Here is a 22,104-nt window from a genome sequence, read left to right as displayed (position 1 = left end):
AAGGTGACGAGGTCAACTCGGGCCATGCGTCGTGGGAGGAGGCATCCATGCGGAGCGGCGGTACGAACGTGCCGATCAGGGGGTGAGTTAGTGGCTTGACGCACAGGGATCCTTCTGAGGATGATCAGATCGGAACGATCGTACCGAGACCTATCCCGTCACTTGAGGGTGGGAGGACCCGAGATGAGCCAAGCGATGGAGGCGATCGCCGCACAGGTGCGCGACCGCCGTCGTGCGTTGGCCCTCACCCAACAGGATCTGGCGGACCTAGCCGGAGTGTCCGAACGCTTCGTGCGCTTCGTCGAGCAGGGCAAGCCGAGCGTCCGCTTGGACGCACTCATCGCGGTGCTGGACGCCCTGGGGCTGGGCCTCGGCGTCGTCTCCCGGACAGCAGGCAGCCCGAGATGAGCCGGCACCGCATTGCGGATGTCTACAAGGCCGGCATTCTCGCCGCACGACTCGAACGGGTGGACCACGGAACGCGCTTCTCCTACATTCCGGCCTATCTGGCTCGAGGTGGCGACCCTGTTGCCACCACCTTGCCGCTGAGCCGCCGTCCGGTCGAAACCCCGGCGGGGGCTGTCCCGGCGTTCTTCACAGGGCTCCTCCCCGAAGGGAGGCGGCTCGCCTCCCTCCGCCGCGCCGTCAAGACGAGCGCTGACGATGAGCTCGGCCTCCTCATGGCTGCCGGCGGCGATCCGGTGGGGGACGTCCAGATCGTCCCCCACGGAGAGCCGCTCTCGAGCCATTCACGCGACCTGGACCACGCAGTCGAGTTCGACGCGCGGCAGCCCCCCGACTTCGCCGCTCTCATCGACGATCCTTCGCTCGTCGACCCCAAGGCGCTCGCAGGAGTCCAGGACAAGGTGAGCGCAGGCATGATCTCGCTTCCAGCCGCGGAAGCCGGCCGCCGCTACATCCTCAAGCTGAACGCCCCCGAGTTTCCGCACGTGGTCGAGAACGAGTACCTCATGTATCGGTACGCCTCGCGGCTCCGGCTCCCGCTGAGCCCCGTGCGGCTCGTCCACGACGTCGAAGGCCGGGCGGGGCTTCTCGTCGAGCGCTTCGACCGGCCGGTGCTGCCGGGGGGAGGCAACGCGCGCCTCGCGGTCGAGGACGGCTCGCAGCTCCTCGGCCTGTATCCGGCGGACAAGTACAACGTCAGCTACGAGGAGCTCTGCACCGCGATCGCCGCGCATTGCGCCGCAGAGCTGCCGGCGCTGCGGAACCTCGCGCTCCAGGGCGCCTTCGCCTGGCTCGTGGGCAACGGTGACCTGCACGCGAAGAACGTCTCGGTGGTTCGCGGGGCCATGCTCGGGGGAGAGTGGACCGTCGCCCCGGTCTACGACATCCCCTCGACAGTCCCCTACGGCGATCGCTCGCTCGCCCTGCCGCTCGGCGGAAAGCGTACTGGGATCTCCCGCCGGCACTTCCTTGCGTGGGCCGTCGAGCTTGGTCTCCCGCCGAGGGCGGCAGTTGCCGTGGTCGAGTCCGCGCTGCGGGCCGCGGGCCCGCTTGTCGCCGCGCTCGAGGCGGACGACGGCGGTCCCTCGCCTTTTGCTCCTGCCCAGACGCGGGCTTGGGTGAAGGAGCTGCGCCACCGCCGGCGGTTGATGGAGGGCTAGCGCTTCACACACGGTCACACACTTGTCCACGCGAATCTCTGGACTCTTAGACTCATAAGAGGTCATGAGCGCCAGCGTCAAACCCCGGTTTGCTGGCCGGCAACCCTCCCGCTGCGGTGGGGTGCCCCGGGTGAGGACCTGGTCCGGCGAGAGCCGCCGGTCAAAGCAGCGCAAAGGAGATTGCTATGTCCGGCAACCCTCAGTGGTCCTTCGAGACCCGTCAGATCCATGTCGGCCAAACCCCCGACGCCGAGACCGGCGCCCGGGCGCTGCCGATCTACCAGACCACGTCGTTCGTCTTCCCGAGCGCCGAGAGCGCGGCCAACCGCTTCGCGCTCGCGGAGCTCGCCCCGATCTACACGCGCATCGGCAATCCGACCCAGGATGCGGTTGAGCAGCGGATCGCGAGCCTCGAGGGCGGCGTCGGAGCGCTTCTGCTCGCCTCGGGGCAGGCCGCAACGACGTACTCGATCCTGACCGTCGCCGAATCGGGAGATCACGTTGTCGCGAGTGCCGCGCTGTATGGCGGCACGTACAACCTCCTCAAGCTGACGCTGCGGAAGTTCGGCATCGAGACGACCTTCGTGGAAGACCCGGACAACCTCGAAGAATGGAAGGCCGCGGTCCGGCCGAACACGAAGGCGTTCTTCGCGGAGTCCATTTCGAATCCGCGCCAGAACATCCTGGACCTCGAGGCCGTTGCGGCGGTCGCGCACGAGGCCGGTGTGCCGTTCATCGTGGACAACACGGTCGCGACGCCGTACCTCCTGCGGCCGCTCGAGCACGGCGCCGATGTCGTCGTGCATTCCGCCACCAAGTACCTCGGCGGCCACGGGACGGCTATTGCCGGCGTCGTGGTCGACGGCGGCACGTTCGACTACGCGAAGGACCCCGAGCGCTTCCCCGGCTTCAACACTCCCGACGAGAGCTACAACGGCCTCGTCTTCGCCCGCGACCTGGGCGTGAACGGCCTCCTCGGGGCGAACCTCGCCTACATCCTCAAGGCGCGCGTCCAGCTGCTCCGCGACCTCGGCTCGGCAGTGTCACCGTTCAACGCGTTCCTCATCGCGCAGGGCCTCGAGACGCTGAGCCTGCGGATCGAGCGGCACGTCGAGAATGCGCTCAAGGTCGCCGAGTGGCTTGAAGCGCGCGACGACGTCGAATCGGTCGCGTACGCCGGGCTCCCCTCGAGCCCGTGGTACGGCCTCGGGCAGAAGTACGCACCGAAGGGGGTTGGGGCCATCGTGTCGTTCGAGCTCGCTGAGCGAGACGGGGTGTCTCGGGCCGAAGCGGGAAAGGCCTTCGTCGACGCGCTGTCACTCCACTCGCACGTGGCCAACATCGGCGACGTGCGATCACTCGTGATTCACCCGGCGTCGACCACGCACGCCCAGCTCTCTCCCGAGCAGCAGCGCGCCGCCGGTGTGACTCCTGGCCTCGTGCGTCTTGCCGTGGGCATCGAGAACATCGCAGACATCCTGGGTGACCTCGAGGAAGGCTTCGCCGGCGTCGCTGCCGCGCAGGGTGCTCCAGCCGCCGTCGAGCCGGTCGCATGACGCTGGTGGATCGTTTCGGAGCCGCCCCGGCCGACTTTCCCGTGGCGGCCCCGGCCGCCGAGGAGGCGCTTGACGGGGTGCTCCGCACGGTCGCAGTCGGCGCGCTCCAGCTTGAGGCGGGAGGCGCTCTGCCCGAGGTCGAGCTCGCGTACGAGACCTGGGGCAAGCTCAACGCGGATGCCTCGAACGCTGTGCTGATCCAGCACGCCCTCACCGGCGACACCCACGTGGCTCAGGGTTCGGGCGCTGAGCCCGGCTGGTGGGATCCGCTCGTCGGCCCTGGCAAGCCGGTCGATACGGACAAGTACTTCGTCGTTTCGGCCAACATCCTTGGCGGCTGCTACGGGAGCACGGGCCCCGCCTCACCGGATCCCGAGGGCCGACCGTGGGGATCGCGCTTCCCATTCGTCACCATCCGTGATTCGGTCCGTGCCGAGGCACGTCTCGCGGACCGTCTCGGGATCCGCCGGTGGCACGCAGTCCTCGGCGGTTCTATGGGAGGGGCACGCGCGCTCGAGTGGGCCGCGACCTATCCGGACCGGGTGCGGCACTGCGTCGTCGTCGCAATCGGCGCGTACAGCACGGCCGAGCAGATTGCGCTCGCGCAGGCGCAGGTCCTCGCGATCCGGCAGGACCCGAACTACCGGGACGGCGACTACTACGACGGCCCCCAACCGGAGGCCGGGCTCGGTCTCGCTCGGCGGATTGCCCACATCAGCTACCGCTCCGAGGCTGAGTTGGGCTTCCGCTTCGGGCGCCGCGGCCAAGGTGCCGAGAATCCGTTCGAGGCTGCAGACGGAGCGGCTTCGCGTGGGCGGTATCAAGTGGAGAGCTATCTCGACCATCAGGCTGAAAAGCTCGTCGGCCGGTTCGACGCGAACAGCTATGTCATCCTGACCGAGGCTCTCATGAGCCACGATGTCGGACGCGGACGCGGAGGGGTCCAGCGCGCGCTGTCCTCGGCGACCGCCGAGTTCTTCCTCGCGGCCGTGAACTCGGATCGCCTCTACTTCCCGGAGCAGAGCGAAGAACTCGCGAAAGCGCTCCCGGGCGAAGTGCCCGTGCATATGATCGACGCGAAGATCGGCCACGACGGGTTCCTCACGGAGATCGGACAGCTCGGGCCCGAACTCAGGCGGCGCGTCTTCCCGTGACCGGAGGCCGGTGAGAGGGAGGCCAACAATGGCTCGTGACATGCCGGTCTCAGCTGATTTCGAGGCCTTTACCTGTGCTTGCCGTCTCGCGGTCGCCGACAAGGGCGTGCTGGGGCCAGCCTTGGCAGACCTCAAGGCGTTCCTGGACCGAGTGGACGAGGCCTGCAGCAGGTTCCGCCCGGACTCGGAGCTGAGCCGCCTCCAGCGCAGCGGGGGAGGTCAAGCAGGGCCCCTTCTGGCGGGTCTCGTCCGAACGGCGCTCGATGTCGCGCAGCGCAGCGACGGCGACGTCACGCCCACGCTGGGGAACGAACTTTCTGACCTCGGATATGGCCCTGCATCCGGATGCAGGCAATTGTCGCCCGGCACATCAGCTCCGCTCATCGCCGAGCGCGTCCTGCCGAGCGAAAGCTGGCGAGGCGTGCGGATCGACGACGGCGTGCTCATCCTCCCGCCGGGAGTCTCCCTTGATCTGGGTGCGACGGCGAAAGCCGCAGCCGCCGATCTCGCGGCGAGGGAACTCCACGAACGATTCGGCACATCGGTGATGGTCTCCCTCGGAGGCGACCTTGCAACGGCAGGACCGGAAGCCTGGGAAGTCTTCGTCCAGGATCTCCCCGACGACCCACACACGCAGGTTCGACTGACCGGCGGGTGGGCCATGGCGACGTCGAGCACTCAGAAGAGGCGCTGGCGCTCAGGCTCCCTCGAACTCCACCACATCCTCGACCCGAGGACCTCTCTTCCGGCTTCACCCGTATGGCGTAGCGTGTCCGTCGCGGCCCCGGACTGTGTGAGCGCGAACATGGCGAGCACGGCTGCAATCGTGCGCGGTGAGGGCGCTCTGCCCTGGCTCCGCGCTCTGGGCTACCCCGCTTGGCTCGTCCGGGATGACGGCCGCGTGCTGGAGATCAACGGCTGGCCCGCCGAGTGATGCAACTCAGCCGCGCATGACCTCGTTCCGGGCCTTCATGTACTCCTCGAGCGAAATCTTCTGATCAGTGAACTTCCGGTCCAGCTCTGCGAGCTTCCGGGCGCGGTAGCCCTGGGGTTCCGAACTCTCCGGCATCGGTGGCGGTTCGGGGAAGGCCTGCCCGGGCATGGTCTGCCCAGACATGGTCTGGTCGGGCAGCCGCGGAGGAACCGGGACGCTTTGTCCCGGTGCCGGCTGTCCCTCCGCGGGCGAGGGCTCCGGGATCGTCTGCCCAGGGAAGCTCCCGGGCGGAATGGGCTGCTGCCACCAAGCGCCCTCGCCGAGAGGCGGCGGGACGCTCTCGCCGGGTGGTGGACCCACGGGCGGGCCCTCCGGCTGTTGAGGGCTGCCCTGCTGATTCGGTCCCTGCTGAGGCGGCGGCTGCATGCCGGGGAAGCCCCGTGGGTATGGGTTTCCGGGATAACCGCCGTAGCGGTTGTAGCCGCGGTCGCGCGGTGGAATCTGCCTGCGGCGCGGATCTTGGCTCATTCGCCGGATGACAATGGGGATCACCCAGCCGAAGACGACGACCAGCCAGAAGAAGCTCACGGCCGCCTCCTACTTTCCCTGACTTTGGTGGTTCAGAATCGCGCCGCCCGTCAATGCGTCGCCCGAGCCCAAGGGTACGCCTATCCCGAACACAGGTGCCGCCGTCGGGCGCTTCGCCGAGACGCCGTCGCCGCTCGACTTGTGACGGATCCTTCTGATCACCCACGGGACAAAGTACTCACGCGCCCACACGAGGTCCTCCGCCCGTGCGGATCGCCACGAACGGTTGGGCAGCGGAGCAGGCTCCATCGGGGAAAGTTCGTGCGGGACGTTGAGCGCCTCGAGCGCCATGATGGCGATCGTGTGATGTCCAAGGGGCGAGAAATGGAGCCGGTCGCTCGCCCACATGCGCGGGTCGGAGAGCTGGCGCAGACTCCACATGTCCGCGATGATCGCGTCGTGGCGGGCGGCGATCGTCCGGAGATGCTCGTTGTAGACGGCAACCTTGCTACGGATGGCGCTGAGCACGGGGGTCGAGCCGACGTCGGGGCCGTTGAAGAGGAGCACGGTCGCACCGCTTTCGGCGAGGCGCCCGACGGCGGTGTCGAGCTTCACGGCGAGGTGGTCGGGATCGGCCCCGGGACGGAGCAGGTCGTTTCCGCCTGCCGAGATGGTCACAAGGTCGGGTGCGAGGGCGAGCGCAGGCTCGAGCTGTTCGTCGATGATCTGCTGCAGGAGTCGGCCGCGAATCGCGAGGTTGGCGTAGGCAAAGTCTTCCTGGCTGCGCGAGAGCTCCTCCGCGAGCCGGTCGGCCCAACCACGGTACCCGCCTGGCGAGTCAGGGTTGGGGTCGCCGATACCTTCGGTGAAGGAGTCGCCCAAAGCGACATACCGATGCCAGGGGTGCGGCTCGGCGTCCATGAGTTCAAGTTCGCGTTGACTGGTCTGAGTCATCTCGCTTCTCGTTTCGCTGCTGATCCCTCTTTTGGAAGTTAACGCGAATAAACCGCAGTCTGTGCCCTCCCGCAATAGTTGACTCTTTAACGTCAACGCTTGAAGCTTCAATAACATGCGAGAATGGTCGTCATGACTGAGGCCTCGACTGTTTCCCGCTACATCGAAAGCTACCCCGAGCCCTATGCCGTCTGGAGCCGCCCAGAGGGGGAGCGCGCGGGGACGCCGCTCGTCGTGCTCCTGCACGGGTACGGCGCCAACGAGGCAGATCTGATGGGCCTGGCCCCGCTTCTTCCCGAGGAATTCACGCTCGTCTCGCTGCGTGCGCCGCAGGTCCTCGCCCCGGGCGCCTACCAGTGGTTCCCGCTCGTCGCGGCTGCCGACTTCGACCTCGCCCAGGTCGAGGCGACGAGCGAGTATGTCCTCAGGTGGCTCGACGAAATCCGCTCAGACCACCCGTCGGTCACGCTCCTCGGATTCTCGATGGGCATGGCGATGGCGACGACTCTCCTGCGCCGCCGCCCCGACGAATTCGCCGCCGTCGTGGGTCTCTCAGGATTCGCGATCGATCCAGCAGCCCAGAACGGCTCCGGTTCATGGGGCTATGTTCGTGACGACGAGCTCAAGGGGACGGTGCCGTTCTTCTGGGGCCGTGATCAAGCGGACCCGGTCATCACTCCGGACAAGGTCGCGTACACCCTCGGCTGGGTCCGGGACCACGTCGACCTCACAAAGGTCGTCTACGAGGGAATCCGGCACAGCATCAGCGGCCCCGAAATGGGCCACGTCGCCGAATTCCTGCGGCTCAAGGTGCTTGCCTGAGCCCGGGCGTCAGGTCTGGGCGTCAGGTCTGGGCTACCAGGCGGACCTTCTCGCCGTTGACCTCGACGACATCGCCCTCTGCGAGCTGACGCCCGCGGCGCTCCTCGATGTCGCCGTTGACCTTGACGAGGCCGTTGCGAATGAGCTCGGCGGCTTCGACGCCGTCCTCCACGAGCGAGGCCAGCTTGAGGAGCTGTCCCAGACGGATGGTGCCTTCGCGGATTTCGACATCGTGCATGGCACTCACTTTAACCGCCGGTAGGCTTGACTGGAGGACATTGCCGGACCGCACCCAGCGGCCTGATCACTACGGAGGACTTCCTTTGGCACCCAAATCCCAACTGGACGCGATCGTCTCCCTGGCCAAGCGCCGCGGATTCGTATTCCAGGCGGGTGAGATCTACGGAGGCTCCCGCTCAGCGTGGGACTACGGTCCGCTCGGCGTCGAGCTGAAGGAGAACATCAAGGAGCAGTGGTGGCAGACCTTTGTCCGCGGCCGTGAGGACATGGTGGGCCTCGACTCCTCCGTCATCCTCCCCAAGCAGGTGTGGGAGGCGTCAGGCCACGTGGCGACGTTCACCGACCCTCTCGTCGAGTGCCTCAACTGCCACAAGCGCCACCGTCAGGATCACCTCATCGAGGCGTACGTCGCCAAGAAGGGGCGCGACCCGGAGAACGGCATGGAATCGATCACCTGCCCCGACTGCGGCGTCACGGGCAAATGGACCGAGCCCCAGATGTTCTCAGGCCTCATGAAGACCTTCCTCGGCCCCGTCGACAACGCTGAGGGCCTCCACTACATGCGGCCCGAGACGGCGCAGGGCATCTTCGTGAACTTCAACAACGTCGTCACGGCCTCTCGGAAGAAGCCACCGTTCGGCATCGGCCAGATCGGCAAGGCATTCCGCAACGAGATCACCCCGGGCAACTTCATCTTCCGCACCCGCGAGTTCGAGCAGATGGAGATCGAGTACTTCACAGCGCCTGCCGAGGCCGACGAGTGGTTCAAGCACTGGGTCGACGCGTGCTGGAGCTGGTTCGTTGACCTTGGGATCAACCCGGACAACATGCGGAAGTTCGACGTGCCCGAGGACGAGCGCGCCCACTACTCTGCGGGCACGATCGACATCGAGTACCGTTTCGGGTTCCAAGGCAACGAGTGGGGCGAGCTCATGGGTGTCGCCAACCGGACGGACTTCGACCTCGGCAGCCACTCGAAGGCCTCTGGCCACGAGCTGAGCTACTTCGATCAGACCACGAACGAGCGCTACACCCCGTACGTGATCGAGCCGTCGTTCGGCCTCACGCGCTCGATGATGGCGTTCCTTGTCGACGCCTACTCGGAGGACGAGGCCCCCAACACCAAGGGCGGCGTCGACAAGCGCACGGTGCTGCGCCTCGACCCCCGTCTGGCCCCCGTAAAGGCAGCGGTCCTGCCACTCAGCCGCAACGAGGACCTTTCCCCGAAGGCCCGTGGTCTCGCGGCGGAGCTTCGGAAGCACTGGAATATCGACTTCGACGACGCCGGCGCGATCGGCCGGCGGTACCGCCGTCAGGACGAGGTCGGCACCCCATTCTGCATCACGGTAGACTTCGACACTCTCGAGGACCAGGCCGTGACCATTCGCGAGCGCGACACGATGTCCCAGGATCGGGTGTCCCTCGACAAGGTCCAGGGCTACCTGTTCGAGCGTCTTGCGAAGAACTGAGACCACGAACTGATCGCGAAGAACCGAAACGGCGAGGAGCGAGGCGAACTGCGTGGCTGAGCTGACCTACCGTCCGTGGCGCGCGGGCGACGACCAGACGCTCCTACAGGTGTGGGGCGATGCCGAAGGGCCGGCTGCGGAGCAGTTCCGTGGCCAGCTCGTTCCGGATGCGGATCGTGACGAGGCGACGGGTACCGTGTGGCGCCGTTCTCTCGTGGCTGAGGACCAGGGAATCCCCGTTGCCGCGGGTGTGGTCTATGAGAGCACCCTTCACCCGGAACGGTTGTGGGCCTACGTCGAGGTCGCGCGGGATCACCGCGGGCGCGGCGTGGGCACGGAGCTGCTCCGGCGCGTCCGAGAGGCCGCGCTGCTGGCCCCAGAGGGCGCAAGGCCGCTTCGGACCAAACTGGCCTCCGGCGGGACGGGGGAGGCATTCGCGGTCGCGCGCGGTTTCGCCCCGCTGCAACGCTCGCGCCACGTTGTCGTCCGCCCCGGCACCCTCAAGCTCCCCGTGTTCGGGGATGGCTCTGAGGAGCAGAGCTCTCAGCTCATTCAGGATCTGGCGACCGGATCGGTCGAGCTGAGCGACGCCGTCGCACGCTACTACACCGCCGTGCACGGGTGGGACCCGCCAGCGCCTCTGAGCGTTGGGAAGGCGCAGCAGCTCTTCCTCTCAGATGCCTCTGGTGCGCACGGGGCCGTCGTGCTGCGCGCTCCGGTTCAGAGTGCGTTCGGCGCAGGCGTACCCGCCACGAAGAAGGGAAGGCTGCGCGCCTTCGCGGTCAGCTACGCCTCGCCGATCCCGGCAGCCTCCGCTGGCGAGGCCGACGACGGCGAAGAACCCACCGAGGTCTTCCTTGGGCACAACGCGGAGCTCGATCCGGGGGATGCACGTGACGCGGTGCGAGGCTTGCTTGCGCTGATCGCCTACCAGCACCCGGTGCTGCTCGAGGTGGACGACTCCATGGAGGCGGTCCGAGCCTCCGTCGATCCCCTTCTGGAAACAGGGGCAGCAGTTCAGCTCGGCCCCGACACGCTCGTGCTCGGCGACTGACGCATGGGCGCTGTACACGGCAGCGCTGGACACGGCAGCGCTGGACACGGCAGCGCTGGACACGGCAGCGCTGGACACGGCGGCGCGGGGCATGGCGAGGATGCGCTCACGCCCGCCGCGGCGGTCGCACGACGGCGGGCGACGTGGATCCTCGCAGCGATCCTCGTCCCACTGGGGCTTACGACCATTGCGGCGATGATCGTCCTTTGGCCCTCGGGCGATCGGGGCGACCTCAAGCTCTCAAACCCGTATGCCGTCGCGGAGGGGGTATCGGTCGACATCGGTACCGTCCAGACGGTCGGGCAGTCGGGGTGCGCCAACGGGCAGCCGGCCTCCCAATGCACTGTCGCCGTGACGCAGCCGGAAGCCGGGGGCGCCCCCGTGCACGTCGCGATGAATCCGGACGTCATGGTCTCCCATGGCGTGAAAGCGGGAGATCGGATCCGGTACCTCAACCTCTCCCGGTTCCAGCCGCCCTCGGCTACGCCTGCAGCGGGCGCACCAGCCGCGCCGTCGTACGTCTTCGTCGACTTCGTGCGCACGGTTCCCGTCCTGCTGCTCGCTGGACTGTACGCCGTCGTCGTCATTGCGGTGGCCCGGTGGCGGGGCCTGCGGGCCCTCGTCGGGCTTGCCGGGGCCTACGCGGTGCTGGCCCTCTTCGTCCTCCCCGGCCTGGTCGAAGGAAGGCCGCCGCTCCTGCTCGCCCTGGTGGGTTCGACCGCGATCATGATGGGCGTGCTCTACTTCGCACACGGCATCTCGGCCAGGACTTCCACCGCGCTGCTCGGGACGATCTTCGGGCTCGGGGTCACAGCCGTCCTTGCCTCATGGGCGGTCGACGTCGGCGACTTGACCGGCGTCGGCTCGCACGACGCCGCGTCCCTCGTGAGCCTCGGAGGCAGGCTCTCGATTTCGGGGATCATCCTGACCGGTCTCGTCATAGCCAGTCTCGGCGCGCTCAACGACGTCACCATCACCCAGGCCTCCGCGGTCTGGGAGCTGTACGAACTCGCCCCGTGCACGCCCGCGCGCAGCCTGTTCTCGTCGGCCCTGAGGATCGGCCGCGACCACATCGCCTCGACCGTCTACACGATCGCGTTCGCTTACGTTGGTGCAGCCCTCCCGGCGCTCCTGCTCGTCATGCTGTACGACCGCCCGCTGCTTGAGGCGCTCACCGGGCCGGAACTCGTAGAGGAGGTCGTCCGGACGCTTGTCGGCTCGATCGGGCTCGTCCTCGCGATCCCACTGACAACTGCCGTCGCGGTGGCGGTTGTCAAGGCCACGGGGGCGGCCCGGCTCGCGCCCGCGGCCGCCCCCGTAACCGTGAGGTGACGTGGGCTACATGTCGCGGTAGCGCTTTGCCGACGCGAGCGCCTTCTCGAGGCCGGCCTTGTCGAGCCGTGGGCCGTACCCGGGCGTGTCCCTCTGGATTCGCCAGCCCTCAGCTAGCGGACCGGCGTCGACCACGTCGAAGCCGAATTCGTCGATGAGGCGAGCGACTTGGGCCTTTGCCCCCTCGTCGTCGCCCGATATCGAGAGGGCGCGGCGGTCGGGCGATCCCGCCGGAAGCGAGTCCGCCGTGAGATCGCGAGCGTAGATGTGGTTGAAGGCCTTCACGACGTGCGACGTTGGCAGATGCGCTTGGAGCAGCTCCGCGGTCGTCGTCTGCTCGGAGTCCAGCTCAGGGATCGAGCCGTCACGTTGCGGGTAGTAGTTGTTCGTGTCGATGACGATCTTGCCAGCCAGCTCTTCGACCGGCACCTTGGCGAGGTTCTTGAGCGGGATCGTCACGACGGCGATGTCCGCCGCGCGGGCGGCCTCGCTGGCGCTCGCTGCCCGAGCGTGGGATCCGAGCTCGGCCACGAGCCCGGAGAGGGTCTCGGGGCCGCGCGAGTTGCTCACGACCACGTCATAGCCCGAGCGCACGGCAAGGCGCGCGAGCTGGGAGCCGATGTGTCCGCTGCCGATGAATCCAATCGTTGTCATGACGGGTGCAACCGCCAAGGACCCGAAGTATTCCCGTTGGACAGGCTTCGGGCAGTAAAATTTTGAGAATGAATCTCAATAGTGAATGGCCCACGCTCCTGCTCGCGTCGTGGCGGGGAAGGCCGGACGGGGAGAACGGGGGAGGGAAGCTCGTCGAAGCCCTCCAAGCCCAGTGCATCGACGCCCGGTGGGTCGTATGGGACGACCCCTCTGTTGACTGGGCGCAGGCGGACGCCGTGGCCATTCGATCCGCATGGGACTACCACGAGCGACTCCCCGAGTTCCTTCGCTGGGCCCGCGGCATCGCAGGCGTGACACACCTGCTGAACGGGGCCGATGCCGTGGCTTGGAGCTCGGACAAGGCGTATCTCCTGGACCTTGCTCGCGTTGGCGTGCCCATCGTGCCGACGATGCAGCCTGAGCGAGTGAGCGCCGGTCTCGCCGAATCTTTCGCGCGCTGGGGTTCGGTCGTCGTCAAGCCGAGGGTTGGCGCAGGCGGGAGCGGCGTGACGGTCCTCGATGCTCCCCCGAGCCTGAACGCGACGCGCGCCGGATGTCACGAGAGCGGCTGCCGGACGTACGACGACGGGACATGGCTTGCACAGCCACATGTCCCTTCTGTTCACACGCTGGGCGAATCCTCTGTATTCGTCTTTGGCGGTGTTCCGGTCACGCAAGTGGACAAGACCGCCCGGAGACGTGCGGTAGCCCTCGATGCGGACCGGGCTGGCGTCGCCGCCGCCGCGGTGCAGGCGGCCGCGTGGAGCATCGGCCGCTTGCCCGACTATGCGCGAGTGGACCTTCTGAACTGGCAAGGCCGCTGGTGCGTCAGCGAACTCGAACTCATCGAGCCGAGCCTCTACCTCGACGTAGAGCCTTCGAATGCCCAGCATTTCGCCGCCCTCGTCCGGGAGTGCCTTCTGTAGGAGTTATCCACATACGACGCCGCTGGACAGCCGGAGGGCCCGGCGTTCCCTTAGCGTCGAAGCAGCGGGGGAGACGCCCCCGCTGACGGTGACTTGGGACGCTCCCGCTGACTGCCGAGATGTCGGGGACGAGCTATCCGGGACTGGGGAAATGGGGGAGACCATGGGCAAGGCGGCGAGGCTGAGAAGTGCGCGGGCGAACGAGACGGACACGGATTCCGCGGACCGCTACATCGAGGGATTCACGGTCGGGCGCGCCGATCGGCTGAGGAGTCACTGCGTCGACGCAATTCGGGGCCTTGGCTACCGCGCATGGGACCGAGAGAGCCACATCGTCATCACTGGGGGTCCTTTCCGGCCCCCGGGGGCGACTCTTGGATTCGCGACCATTGCCCGAGAGGCAAGTCGCGTGGGCGAGGAAGCATGGCCGGGACTCGTGGCGGACATCGTCGGGCACCTCATCGAAAGTGCCCTCGCTGCTCCGCCCCATCTCGGCCGCGAGGAATTGCGCAAGGGGATCTTCCCTCGCTTCTCCGCACCGGGACGCATCCCCGAGGCACGGCTCGTGGATGACTACAGCTATGCCCGCTGGCTCGGCGACATGCCGCTCCTTCTCGCCGTCCGGCACAGTCACGCTTCAGCGTTCCTCGCTGACATCCACCTCTCGAAGGCCGGGGGAGCAGAGAGGGCGTGGAAGGTCGCCGAAGCCAACCTCTTCGAAGCCGGGCTCGGCGAGCTCACTGTTTACACCTCGCCCTCCGGAGCCAACGTCCTTGTGTGCGAGTCCGAGCATCCGCGACAGGCTGCATGGCTCGCGTACCCGGAACGCCTCATGGACGTGCTCGGTCTTGAGATCGGCCCCAGAGGAGTGCTGTTCTGCGCTCCAGCCCATCGGATCCTCGGCATCCACGTCCTCGGTCCGGGGGCGAGCGTAGAGGACGCACGAAGCGTCATCAACCTCGCAGGAATCCTCGGCGAGGACGAGATCGCTCCGCTCACTCAGGAGCTGTTCTGGTGGCGTCCCGGCCACCCGGTGCTCCCTGTCTCACCCGAGGGAGTCATCGAGGGGATCTCCGCGTTTGACACAATAGACGGGTGAATGCCGTGCCCACCGCTCTTCCCGAAGCCCCAGCGCCTGCCCGCCTCGAGCTTCCACCGCTCCGGCTTGGCCGCCTCTCGATCACGACGCCCGTGGTCCTCGCGCCGATGGCAGGCATCACGAACACGGCCTTCCGTCGGCTGTGCAGGGAGTTCGGCGGCGGACTCTACGTGTCGGAGATGGTTACTTCCCGCGCTCTCGTCGAGAGGCACCCGGAGTCGCTCCGGATCATTTCGCACGACGACGACGAGAAGGTCCGCTCGGTCCAGCTCTACGGTGTCGATCCCGTGACCGTCGGCCGTGCGGTCCGGATGATCGTCGAGGAGGACAGGGCCGACCACATCGACCTCAACTTCGGGTGTCCGGTGCCGAAAGTGACCAAACGGGGAGGAGGGTCAGCTCTTCCATGGAAGACCGACCTCTTCACGTCAATCGTCACAACAGCTGTTCGCGAGGCCCAGCGCGGCGATGTCCCCTTGACCATCAAGATGCGCAAGGGCATCGACGACGACCATCTGACGTACCTCGAGGCGGGCCGCATCGCGCGTGATTCGGGAGTGGCGGCGGTTGCCCTTCACGGCCGCACCTGCGCACAGTTCTACTCCGGCACGGCAGACTGGGGCGCCATCGCCCGGCTTCGGGAGGCGCTCCCCGACATCCCCGTCCTCGGCAACGGCGACATCTGGAGCGCCGAGGACGCGATCCGGATGGTGCGGGAGACGGGCGTGGACGGGGTCGTCGTCGGGCGCGGTTGCCAAGGGCGCCCGTGGCTCTTCGGGGACCTGCAGGCGGCATTCGAGGGCAGGGCCGAACGCATCCGGCCCGGACTTGGGGAAGTGGCCGCAGCCTTCTACCGTCACGCAGAGCTTCTCGTGGACTATTTCGAGGACGAGGACAAGGCCCTGCGAGACATCAGGAAGCACGTCGCCTGGTACTTCAAGGGTTACACGGTGGGCGGCGAGCTTCGGGCCAAGCTCGCTCAGGTGCCCACCCTCGCCGTCCTTCGCGGTCTCCTCGACGAGCTCGATGAGGACGCCCCGTACCCGGGCATCGACGCTGAAGGACCACGCGGCCGGGCAGGTTCGCCGAAGCGCCCTGCGCTTCCCGACCGATGGCTGGAAAGCCGGTCGATGAACAATGACCAGACGCGGGACATCGCCGCCGCCGAGCTGGATGTGTCCGGTGGCTGAGGCCCTCAAGGACGGGCGGAACTTGCTGGGCGTCTATACCGAGGACGACAGCAGTCGCTGGGTGAGCGAACCGCCTAAGACGAGCTATCGCAGCGACTTCGAACGGGATCGCGCGCGGGTACTCCACTCCTCCGCACTCCGCCGCCTTGGCGCCAAGACCCAAGTCGTCGCGCCGGACACCGACGACTTCGTCCGGACCCGGCTGACACACTCGCTCGAGGTCGCACAGGTGGGACGTGAGCTCGGGCGTGTCCTCGGGTGCGATCCCGACGTCGTCGATGCGGCATGCCTCAGCCACGACCTAGGGCACCCGCCTTTCGGGCACAACGGCGAAAGCGCCCTCAACGAGATCGCGCATCGAATCGGCGGCTTCGAGGGCAACGCTCAGACGTTGCGGCTCCTCACCCGGCTCGAGCCCAAAGTGCTCGACGCGAATGGACGTCCGGCCGGGCTCAACCTCACGAGGGCTAGTCTCGACGCCGCCTGCAAGTACCCCTGGACCGTGCGGGACGCCCCGCTCGTCCACGGCCAGCGGACGAGCAAGTTCGGGGCCTACGAGGATGATCTGGAGATCTTCGAGTGGATCCGCGAAGGCGCTCCCGCGGGCCGGAGCTGCATCGAGGCTCAGGTCATGGACCTCTCGGACGACATCGCCTATTCGGTCCATGACGTGGAAGACGCCATAGTGGCGGGAAAGTTTCAGCTCCGCTGGATGGCGAACCCGGATCACAGGGCTCGGGTCATCGGCTACACGCAGCAGTGGTATCTCCCGCACAGCGACGCTGGCGAGATCGATGCCGCCCTAGCACGTCTCGAGTCGACGCCCGTGTGGGTTCTCGAGGCGGACGGTTCGCGCAAAGCGATGGCCGCTCTCAAGAACATGACGAGCCAGCTCATCGGTCGGTTCTGCGACAGCGCGCTCAAGCTCACGCGCGCAGCGTACGGTGACTCTCCGCTCACGCGCTACGCGGGCGAGGTCGTCGTGCCCCAGGAGACGGTCATCGAGATCGCAGTCATGAAGGGGCTTGCGACGACGTTCGTCATGACGACGGATCACCGACAGCCGATCTACGAGCGCCAGCGGGAGGTGCTTCACTCCCTCGTCTCCGCGCTGAGCGCTACGGACGACAGGCATCTTGAGCCAATGTTCGCCGCCGACTGGCGAGCTGCCTCCGATGATTCGGCTCGCCTCCGGGTCGTCATCGACCAAGTGGCGTCGCTGACCGATGCGTCCGCGCTTGCCTGGTATGAGCGCCTCGTTGGCAGCCTCCCCAGCCTTTGGTAGGGGCGAGAAGCAACTAAGGTGGTGGAGTGGCAGGCCTGATCAAACCCGACGACATCGCAGAGGTGCGCTCGCGGACTGATATCCGCGAGGTTGTGGAGGGCTACGTCACGCTCAAGGGCGCCGGTATCGGCTCGTGGAAGGGATTATGCCCGTTTCACGATGAGCGCACTCCGTCGTTCCATGTGCGGCCGCAGGTGGGCACGTATCACTGCTTCGGCTGTGGCGAGAGCGGGGACGTCATCAGCTTCGTCATGAAGCTGGACCATACGGGCTTCGCGGAGACGGTTGAGAAGCTCGCAGCCCGGATCGGCTACGAGCTCCATTACGAAGAGGGCGCCGGGCCGCGTCGCGAAGAAGTGGGCCGCCGGCAGCGGCTGCTCGATGCGCACAAGATCGCCGCCGAATTCTTCCGGGACCAGCTGTTGACCCCGGCCGCTGCCGCTGGTCGCGAGTTCCTCTTCGAGCGCGGCTTTGACCGCACCGTGGCTGAACAGTTCGGCGTTGGCTTCGCGCCCCGGGGCTGGGACGGATTGCTCAAGCATCTGCGCGGCAAGGGCTTCCGAGACGATGAGCTCAAGCTCACGGGAATGTTTTCGGAGGGCAATAGAGGCATCTACGACCGCTTCCGGGGGCGTCTCGTCTGGCCCATCAAAGACATTGCGGGGGACGTCATCGGCTTCGGTGCGCGGCGCCTGTTCGACGACGATCAGGGGCCGAAGTACCTGAACACCCCCGAGACGACGCTCTACAAGAAATCGCAGGTCCTCTACGGCATCGACCTCGCGAAGCGCAGCATCGCGAAGAAGCGCCAGCTCGTTGTGGTCGAGGGCTACACCGACGTCATGGCCTGCCACCTCGCCGGAATCGACACCGCTGTCGCCAGCTGCGGCACTGCGTTCGGAAGCGAGCACATCAAGATCGCCCGCCGCCTCCTTTCGGACGACGGGACCGGGGGAGAGGTGGTCTTCACGTTCGACGGTGACGCCGCTGGGCAGAAGGCAGCGCTCAAGGCCTTCGAAGAGGACCAGAGGTTCGTGGCGCAGACGTTCGTGGCGGTGGAGCCGAGCGGGATGGACCCGTGCGAGTTGCGGCAGCATCGGGGTGACGCCGCAGTACAGGCCCTCATCGAGTCACGTCGGCCGCTCTTCGAGTTCGCAATCCAGGCGACGTTGCGAAAGCACGACCTCAACACCGTCGAGGGACGCGTTTCGGCCTTGCGCGAGGCGGCTCCCGTCGTCGCCCAGATCCGGGACCACGCGATCCGCCCTGCCTACGCTCGGGAACTCGCCAAATGGCTGGGCATGGCGCCCGACGACGTCTCCCGTGCGGTGGGCGCCGCAGCCCGCCACGCGCCGTCGCCCGTGTCGGCTGGACCGGCTTCGGGTGGGGCTCCCAGCGCGGGCCTCCCCGCAGCCCGAACGCTTCGGCCCGATCCTCGGGACCCGGTCGCGACGATGGAGCGGCAGGCGCTCGAGGTGGCTCTCCAGTATCCGGAGACGCTCGACGAGGAGGCCTGGCACCACTTTGGCCAGGCCCGCTTCACGGCGCCGGCGTATCAGGCGGTCCATGCTGCCATGGCCGCCGCGGGGCGCTCGCCCGAAGGGAAAGAGAGCGCCGCGCAATGGATCGAACGGATCCGTGGGGAAGCGCCCGAGCCATTGTGGCCGTTGCTGGCCGAACTCGCTGTGACACCGCTGCCGGCATCGACCCCCGAATCGCTCGAACGCTACTGCCGGGACATCCTCGCTGGGCTTTTCGAGCTCCAGATCACCGCTCGGAAGGCCGAGCTGATGGGGCAGCTTCAGCGGATGGACTCGGGCGCCCCCATCGAGGAGCATCAACGTCTCAATCGCGAGCTCATGGAACTGGAGTTGCGGCGTCGCAGGCTTCGCCAGCGGGACTGACCTGACCCGCCCACCCGATTTCCGATCAGCCCCGGCTGCCTGCTAATCTGGACCGCGTTGCGCCTTCCCCCGTAGCTCAATTGGCAGAGCATTCGACTGTTAATCGAAGGGTTACTGGTTCGAGTCCAGTCGGGGGAGCTTGGAGCCGTGCTGCCCGAAATGGGCGGCCGGCCCATTCCCCCGTAGCTCAATTGGCAGAGCATTCGACTGTTAATCGAAGGGTTACTGGTTCGAGTCCAGTCGGGGGAGCCATCCCGCGGAATATCATTGATCCATGGCCGCGCGGAAGGTCGACTTGCCCGCCGGATGGACCCGCTACGAAGGGCCTCTGCTGACGATCTGGCGAGTCCGTTACGAGCGGATCTACGGCGACGGATCCGCCGAGCACTACGCTGACGGAATGTTTGTCCGCGACCATCGTCGCCCGATCGCCCAATGGATCAACTACGCAGCCAAATCGGCGGTTCTCGTCGCTCCAGAGACCCCGGCAGGCTGGCCGGTCCAGCGATTCGCCATCTACTACGCCCCACCTGGCGACGGTCTTGAGCCCGTGCTGACCGCTAGGCACGAGTGGCAGCCGCGTGGTCCTCGAGGTTCGGCAACGGACGTGGACGCCTTCGCGGCCGCCGTCGAGGCTGCGGAGCAGTTCCTCGTAGCAGAGACGGCGTTCGGCGCCATCGGCTGAAACATCGCTCCACCGACTTCGCTGACGGACGCCTTCCTTGCTTGGCCCGTGACGGTCGGGGGCAATGGTAGCTTTGGTGACGGACCGCCATGCGGTCACGCCGGAGAAACTGGCTGCCGAGATACGGCTGAAGGGGAAGGGGCCCAGCGATGAGTGGACGCCACACGGTTGCCGGGAGGCGACCGCGCCTCGCAGCACTGCCGGACCTGATGGGCCAGGCAGCGCGGCTGGCACCCCGCCAGCTCAATGACGAGATTGCGCTCGCGAAGTACGAGCTCAAGGACCGGGGCGTCCAAGCAGGCATCGGCGCCGCGCTCTTCGCGGTTGCCCTGGTCTTCCTCGGCCTGCTCGTTATCGCGCTCGTGGTCGCCGCCATCCTCGGCCTCGCAACGATCATGCCCGGCTGGCTCGCCGCCCTTATCGTCGGTGCGGCATGTCTTCTGATCCTGCTCGTCGCCTCGCTCATCGGCATGGGACGCATCAAGAAGGCGATGCCGCTCTACCCCGCCGACGCCGTGCGGGGACTGCGGTACGATCTCGCCATCATCAAGGACGGTCGCGACTTCGACCCCCGCGTCCTCGACCCGTCGACTATTCAGTACAAGCGCGCGCAGGCGGAAAAAGAAGCAGCAGCGGCGCGCGCGAAGATGGAGAAGGCAGCCGAGGACCGTGCCCACGGGCGCGTCAAGCCTCCGACTCCCAGCGAGGCGGAACTGCGAGACCGTATCGCGAAGCGCCGCGACCACATGCTCGATGTGCGTGATGGGCTCGTTGAAGAGCTCGACGTCAAGCGCCAGGCTGAGGGACTCGCCGAGGACGCGCGAGCAGCCTTCTTCCGCGTTCGTGCGGCCGCCTTCGCAAGGGCGCGTGATGCTGCCCGGACGGCTCAGACTCGGACGGCCGAGACTCGGACGTCCCAAGGCCAGCGGGCCCTCCCGTCGGCTGAGGAACGGGCCCAGGATGCCGCGGCCTCGAATCGGATGGGCGATGCCGTCAAGGACCGGTGGGCGCCGATCGCTGCGTTCGCTGTGTCGAGCACGGCCTTCGTCGTCTTCCTGCGCAAGCTGGTGAAGAGCTGAGGCGGTCCAAGACCGCAATACGGGGCTGCTGATGAGGATGTTCGGCGCTGGTTCCCGGCCCGGACGGCCGTCGGTTCACCATGACCGCGTACTCACTGTCCCCAATGTCCTGACGGTCGTCCGATTCATGGGCGTCCCCCTCTTCATGTGGCTCGTACTCGGAGCGCGCGAGTACGGCTGGGCGGTGCTGGTGCTCGCGATCATGGGTTGCACCGACTGGGTAGACGGCTACGTCGCCCGCCGCTTCAACCAGATGTCCGAGCTGGGCCGGGTCCTGGATCCGGCGGCGGACCGGCTCGCTCTCCTCGCTGTCGCCTTGACGCTAGTGCTTGCCGGTGTGGTCCTGTGGTGGTATCTGCTGGCCCTCGTGGTGCCGGACCTCGTGCTCGGCACAGCTTCGGTGTTCTATTTCCGCAATCATCCGGATCTTCCTGTGAGCCGCGTAGGGAAGGTGCGCACAGCCCTCCTGCTTCTCGGGACTCCGCTGCTGGTCCTCTCAAGGCTGCCGATTGCCGGGGCCACCGGCTACCTCGTCCTGGCCTGGGTCTTCCTGGCGTTTGGACTCGTCGGCCATTGGATCGCCGCTTACAACTACTTCTGGGCCATCGTGCGAAAGGGCCAAGGCGTGCGCAGCGTGCGGAGGGCTGAGGACGACGGCGATGCACGCGACTCGGGCGAGGTGCACCCCTGATGGTGTGGTTCGCCGTCGTCCTCGCGCTCTTAGGAGCCCTCTTCCTCGCCCTCGGTGCCCAGCGGCAGGGAAGCGCCGTCAAGTTCGACACCGGCGGACTGGGCCTCAGCTCCAACGGATTCCTGCGGCTCCTGCGCAATCCACGATGGCTCTTCGGGCTGCTTCTGCTGGGCCTCGGCATGGTCTCGAACATGATGGCCCTCGTCACGGCACCCCTCACGGTCGTGCAGCCGATCGGAGCGATCGCCCTGGTCATCACGACCGTCGTGAACTCGAAGGACCAGGGCATCACCCTCAATCGGCCAACTGTCGTCGCCATCTCGTCCTGCGTCACCGGCTCGGCTCTCTTCGTGCTTCTGGCCGTGAACGCCACCGAGGAGAACAACAATGTGACCGCGGGGGAGGAGCTAACGATCGTGCTGCTTCTCGCTTTGGCCATCTGCGTATTCGGAGGCCTCGCGGCGGCCTTCCGGCACCGGCTCAACGCCTTCGTGTTCATCCTGGGCGCCGGCGTCCTGTTCGGGTTCGTCGCCGTGCTCACACGGATCATCGGCCGCCAGATCCTTGACCCGAATGGCTTGTTCCTGCTGAACGTGCAGTGGTACTCGATCATTGCGATTGCCGCCGCGGGAGGCTTGGGGTCCTGGTTCGTGCAGAACGCCTACTCGTCCGGACCACCCGATCTGGTGATCGCAGGGCTTACCGTCATCGACCCAATGGTTGGAGTGGCAATCGGCATCACGATCCTGCACGAACTGCGGCCGCATGTACCGCCTGTCGTGTCGATTGCCATGGCTGCTGCCGCTCTCATTGCTATCGTGGGTGTCGTTGCCCTGTCCCGGCATCACCCTGAGGTCACGAGCCGACGGAACGAAGCGGCCCGTGAGCTCCGAGGCTCCGCCGAGCCGGGGCAGTGACCGGCC

At 66.9% G+C, this 22,104-nt stretch carries 22 protein-coding genes, 2 tRNA genes and 1 riboswitch; of the genes, 20 read left to right on the top strand and 4 right to left on the bottom strand.

Going from position 1 to position 22,104, the window contains the following annotated elements:
• The first annotated feature begins 183 nt into the window (after positions 1-183).
• The 5 genes from LK10_RS17120 (at position 184) to LK10_RS17100 (ending at position 5,269) form a co-directional block, all read left to right on the top strand.
• The gene (locus LK10_RS17120; RefSeq protein ID WP_043126313.1) at positions 184-408 is read left to right on the top strand and encodes a helix-turn-helix transcriptional regulator; all 225 of its coding nucleotides are present in this window, start codon (positions 184-186) and stop codon (positions 406-408) included.
• Positions 405-1,625 carry a type II toxin-antitoxin system HipA family toxin gene (locus LK10_RS17115; RefSeq protein WP_043126311.1) on the top strand — a complete coding sequence of 407 codons (1,221 nt, stop codon included), beginning with the start codon at positions 405-407 and terminating at the stop codon, positions 1,623-1,625. The genes LK10_RS17120 and LK10_RS17115 overlap by 4 nt, the downstream gene beginning before the upstream one ends.
• A 60-nt stretch (positions 1,626-1,685) precedes the next feature.
• Positions 1,686-1,798, top strand: a riboswitch (SAM riboswitch).
• Between the two features lie 12 nt (positions 1,799-1,810).
• A complete protein-coding gene (locus LK10_RS17110) occupies positions 1,811-3,181 on the top strand; it encodes a bifunctional o-acetylhomoserine/o-acetylserine sulfhydrylase (RefSeq protein ID WP_043126308.1) in 1,371 nt (456 codons plus the stop codon).
• Entirely contained in the window at positions 3,178-4,335 is a 1,158-nt protein-coding gene (metX, locus tag LK10_RS17105; protein ID WP_052207509.1) for a homoserine O-acetyltransferase MetX, read from the top strand. The genes LK10_RS17110 and metX overlap by 4 nt, the downstream gene beginning before the upstream one ends.
• Positions 4,336-4,363: 28 nt before the next feature.
• Complete coding sequence (locus LK10_RS17100) at positions 4,364-5,269, top strand: FAD:protein FMN transferase (protein ID WP_052207508.1); 906 nt, start codon at positions 4,364-4,366, stop codon at positions 5,267-5,269.
• A gap of 6 nt (positions 5,270-5,275) precedes the next feature.
• Here LK10_RS17100 and LK10_RS17095 read toward each other — a convergent pair whose 3' ends face one another.
• Positions 5,276-5,857, bottom strand: a complete 582-nt coding sequence (locus LK10_RS17095; protein ID WP_043126306.1) for a hypothetical protein — start codon at positions 5,855-5,857, stop codon at positions 5,276-5,278.
• Positions 5,858-5,866: 9 nt separating this feature from the next.
• Complete coding sequence (locus LK10_RS17090) at positions 5,867-6,751, bottom strand: SGNH/GDSL hydrolase family protein (protein ID WP_052207507.1); 885 nt, start codon at positions 6,749-6,751, stop codon at positions 5,867-5,869.
• Positions 6,752-6,883: 132 nt separating this feature from the next.
• On the opposite strand from LK10_RS17090, the gene LK10_RS17085 reads away from it, so the two are divergent.
• Positions 6,884-7,573: an alpha/beta hydrolase gene (locus LK10_RS17085; protein WP_043126303.1), complete on the top strand. Its 690-nt coding sequence runs from the start codon at positions 6,884-6,886 to the stop codon at positions 7,571-7,573.
• 22 nt (positions 7,574-7,595) lie between these two features.
• Here the strand turns inward: LK10_RS17085 and LK10_RS17080 are convergent, their stop codons facing one another.
• Positions 7,596-7,811: an RNA-binding S4 domain-containing protein gene (locus LK10_RS17080; protein WP_043126301.1), complete on the bottom strand. Its 216-nt coding sequence runs from the start codon at positions 7,809-7,811 to the stop codon at positions 7,596-7,598.
• A gap of 85 nt (positions 7,812-7,896) precedes the next feature.
• On the opposite strand from LK10_RS17080, the gene LK10_RS17075 reads away from it, so the two are divergent.
• The 3 genes from LK10_RS17075 to LK10_RS17065 are packed head-to-tail and all read left to right on the top strand — an operon-like array spanning position 7,897 to position 11,668.
• A complete protein-coding gene (locus LK10_RS17075) occupies positions 7,897-9,282 on the top strand; it encodes a glycine--tRNA ligase (RefSeq protein WP_043126300.1) in 1,386 nt (461 codons plus the stop codon).
• 52 nt (positions 9,283-9,334) lie between these two features.
• Positions 9,335-10,336 (top strand): GNAT family N-acetyltransferase, encoded by a 1,002-nt coding sequence (locus tag LK10_RS17070; RefSeq protein WP_043126298.1) that lies wholly within the window; start codon positions 9,335-9,337, stop codon positions 10,334-10,336.
• Between the two features lie 3 nt (positions 10,337-10,339).
• On the top strand, positions 10,340-11,668 hold the full coding sequence (locus LK10_RS17065; protein ID WP_052207506.1) for a YibE/F family protein: 1,329 nt from the start codon (positions 10,340-10,342) through the stop codon (positions 11,666-11,668).
• 6 nt (positions 11,669-11,674) lie between these two features.
• Here the strand turns inward: LK10_RS17065 and LK10_RS17060 are convergent, their stop codons facing one another.
• On the bottom strand, positions 11,675-12,322 hold the full coding sequence (locus tag LK10_RS17060) for an NADPH-dependent F420 reductase (protein ID WP_043126294.1): 648 nt from the start codon (positions 12,320-12,322) through the stop codon (positions 11,675-11,677).
• Positions 12,323-12,390: 68 nt separating this feature from the next.
• Here LK10_RS17060 and LK10_RS17055 point away from each other — a divergent pair, with 68 nt between their 5' ends.
• The 11 genes from LK10_RS17055 (at position 12,391) to LK10_RS17005 (ending at position 22,098) form a co-directional block, all read left to right on the top strand.
• On the top strand, positions 12,391-13,248 hold the full coding sequence (locus LK10_RS17055; RefSeq protein WP_052207505.1) for an ATP-grasp domain-containing protein: 858 nt from the start codon (positions 12,391-12,393) through the stop codon (positions 13,246-13,248).
• Between the two features lie 151 nt (positions 13,249-13,399).
• A complete protein-coding gene (locus tag LK10_RS17050) occupies positions 13,400-14,347 on the top strand; it encodes a hypothetical protein (protein ID WP_156144232.1) in 948 nt (315 codons plus the stop codon).
• Entirely contained in the window at positions 14,344-15,537 is a 1,194-nt protein-coding gene (dusB, locus tag LK10_RS17045) for a tRNA dihydrouridine synthase DusB (protein ID WP_231567812.1), read from the top strand. The genes LK10_RS17050 and dusB overlap by 4 nt, the downstream gene beginning before the upstream one ends.
• A complete protein-coding gene (locus tag LK10_RS17040) occupies positions 15,521-16,822 on the top strand; it encodes a deoxyguanosinetriphosphate triphosphohydrolase (RefSeq protein WP_081998634.1) in 1,302 nt (433 codons plus the stop codon). Before dusB ends, LK10_RS17040 begins: the two co-directional genes overlap by 17 nt.
• Before the next feature lie 26 nt (positions 16,823-16,848).
• A complete protein-coding gene (gene dnaG, locus LK10_RS17035; protein ID WP_043126286.1) occupies positions 16,849-18,726 on the top strand; it encodes a DNA primase in 1,878 nt (625 codons plus the stop codon).
• A 65-nt stretch (positions 18,727-18,791) separates the two neighbouring features.
• Positions 18,792-18,864, top strand: a tRNA-Asn gene (locus LK10_RS17030).
• Positions 18,865-18,902: 38 nt separating this feature from the next.
• A tRNA-Asn gene (locus LK10_RS17025) sits at positions 18,903-18,978 on the top strand.
• A 22-nt stretch (positions 18,979-19,000) separates the two neighbouring features.
• Positions 19,001-19,411 (top strand): hypothetical protein, encoded by a 411-nt coding sequence (locus LK10_RS17020; protein WP_043126284.1) that lies wholly within the window; start codon positions 19,001-19,003, stop codon positions 19,409-19,411.
• A gap of 149 nt (positions 19,412-19,560) precedes the next feature.
• A complete protein-coding gene (locus tag LK10_RS17015) occupies positions 19,561-20,490 on the top strand; it encodes a phage holin family protein (protein ID WP_043126282.1) in 930 nt (309 codons plus the stop codon).
• A 31-nt stretch (positions 20,491-20,521) separates the two neighbouring features.
• Positions 20,522-21,181: a CDP-alcohol phosphatidyltransferase family protein gene (locus tag LK10_RS17010; protein ID WP_043126280.1), complete on the top strand. Its 660-nt coding sequence runs from the start codon at positions 20,522-20,524 to the stop codon at positions 21,179-21,181.
• Positions 21,181-22,098, top strand: a complete 918-nt coding sequence (locus tag LK10_RS17005; RefSeq protein WP_043126278.1) for a DMT family transporter — start codon at positions 21,181-21,183, stop codon at positions 22,096-22,098. The genes LK10_RS17010 and LK10_RS17005 overlap by 1 nt, the downstream gene beginning before the upstream one ends.
• Positions 22,099-22,104 lie beyond the last annotated feature (6 nt).

The organism is Sinomonas humi (assembly GCF_000802235.1).
In the GTDB taxonomy this organism is placed as follows: Bacteria; Actinomycetota; Actinomycetes; order Actinomycetales; family Micrococcaceae; genus Sinomonas; species Sinomonas humi.
The sequence above is the reverse complement of the archived record's forward strand: the minus strand, read 5'-3'. Positions and strand labels throughout refer to the sequence as shown.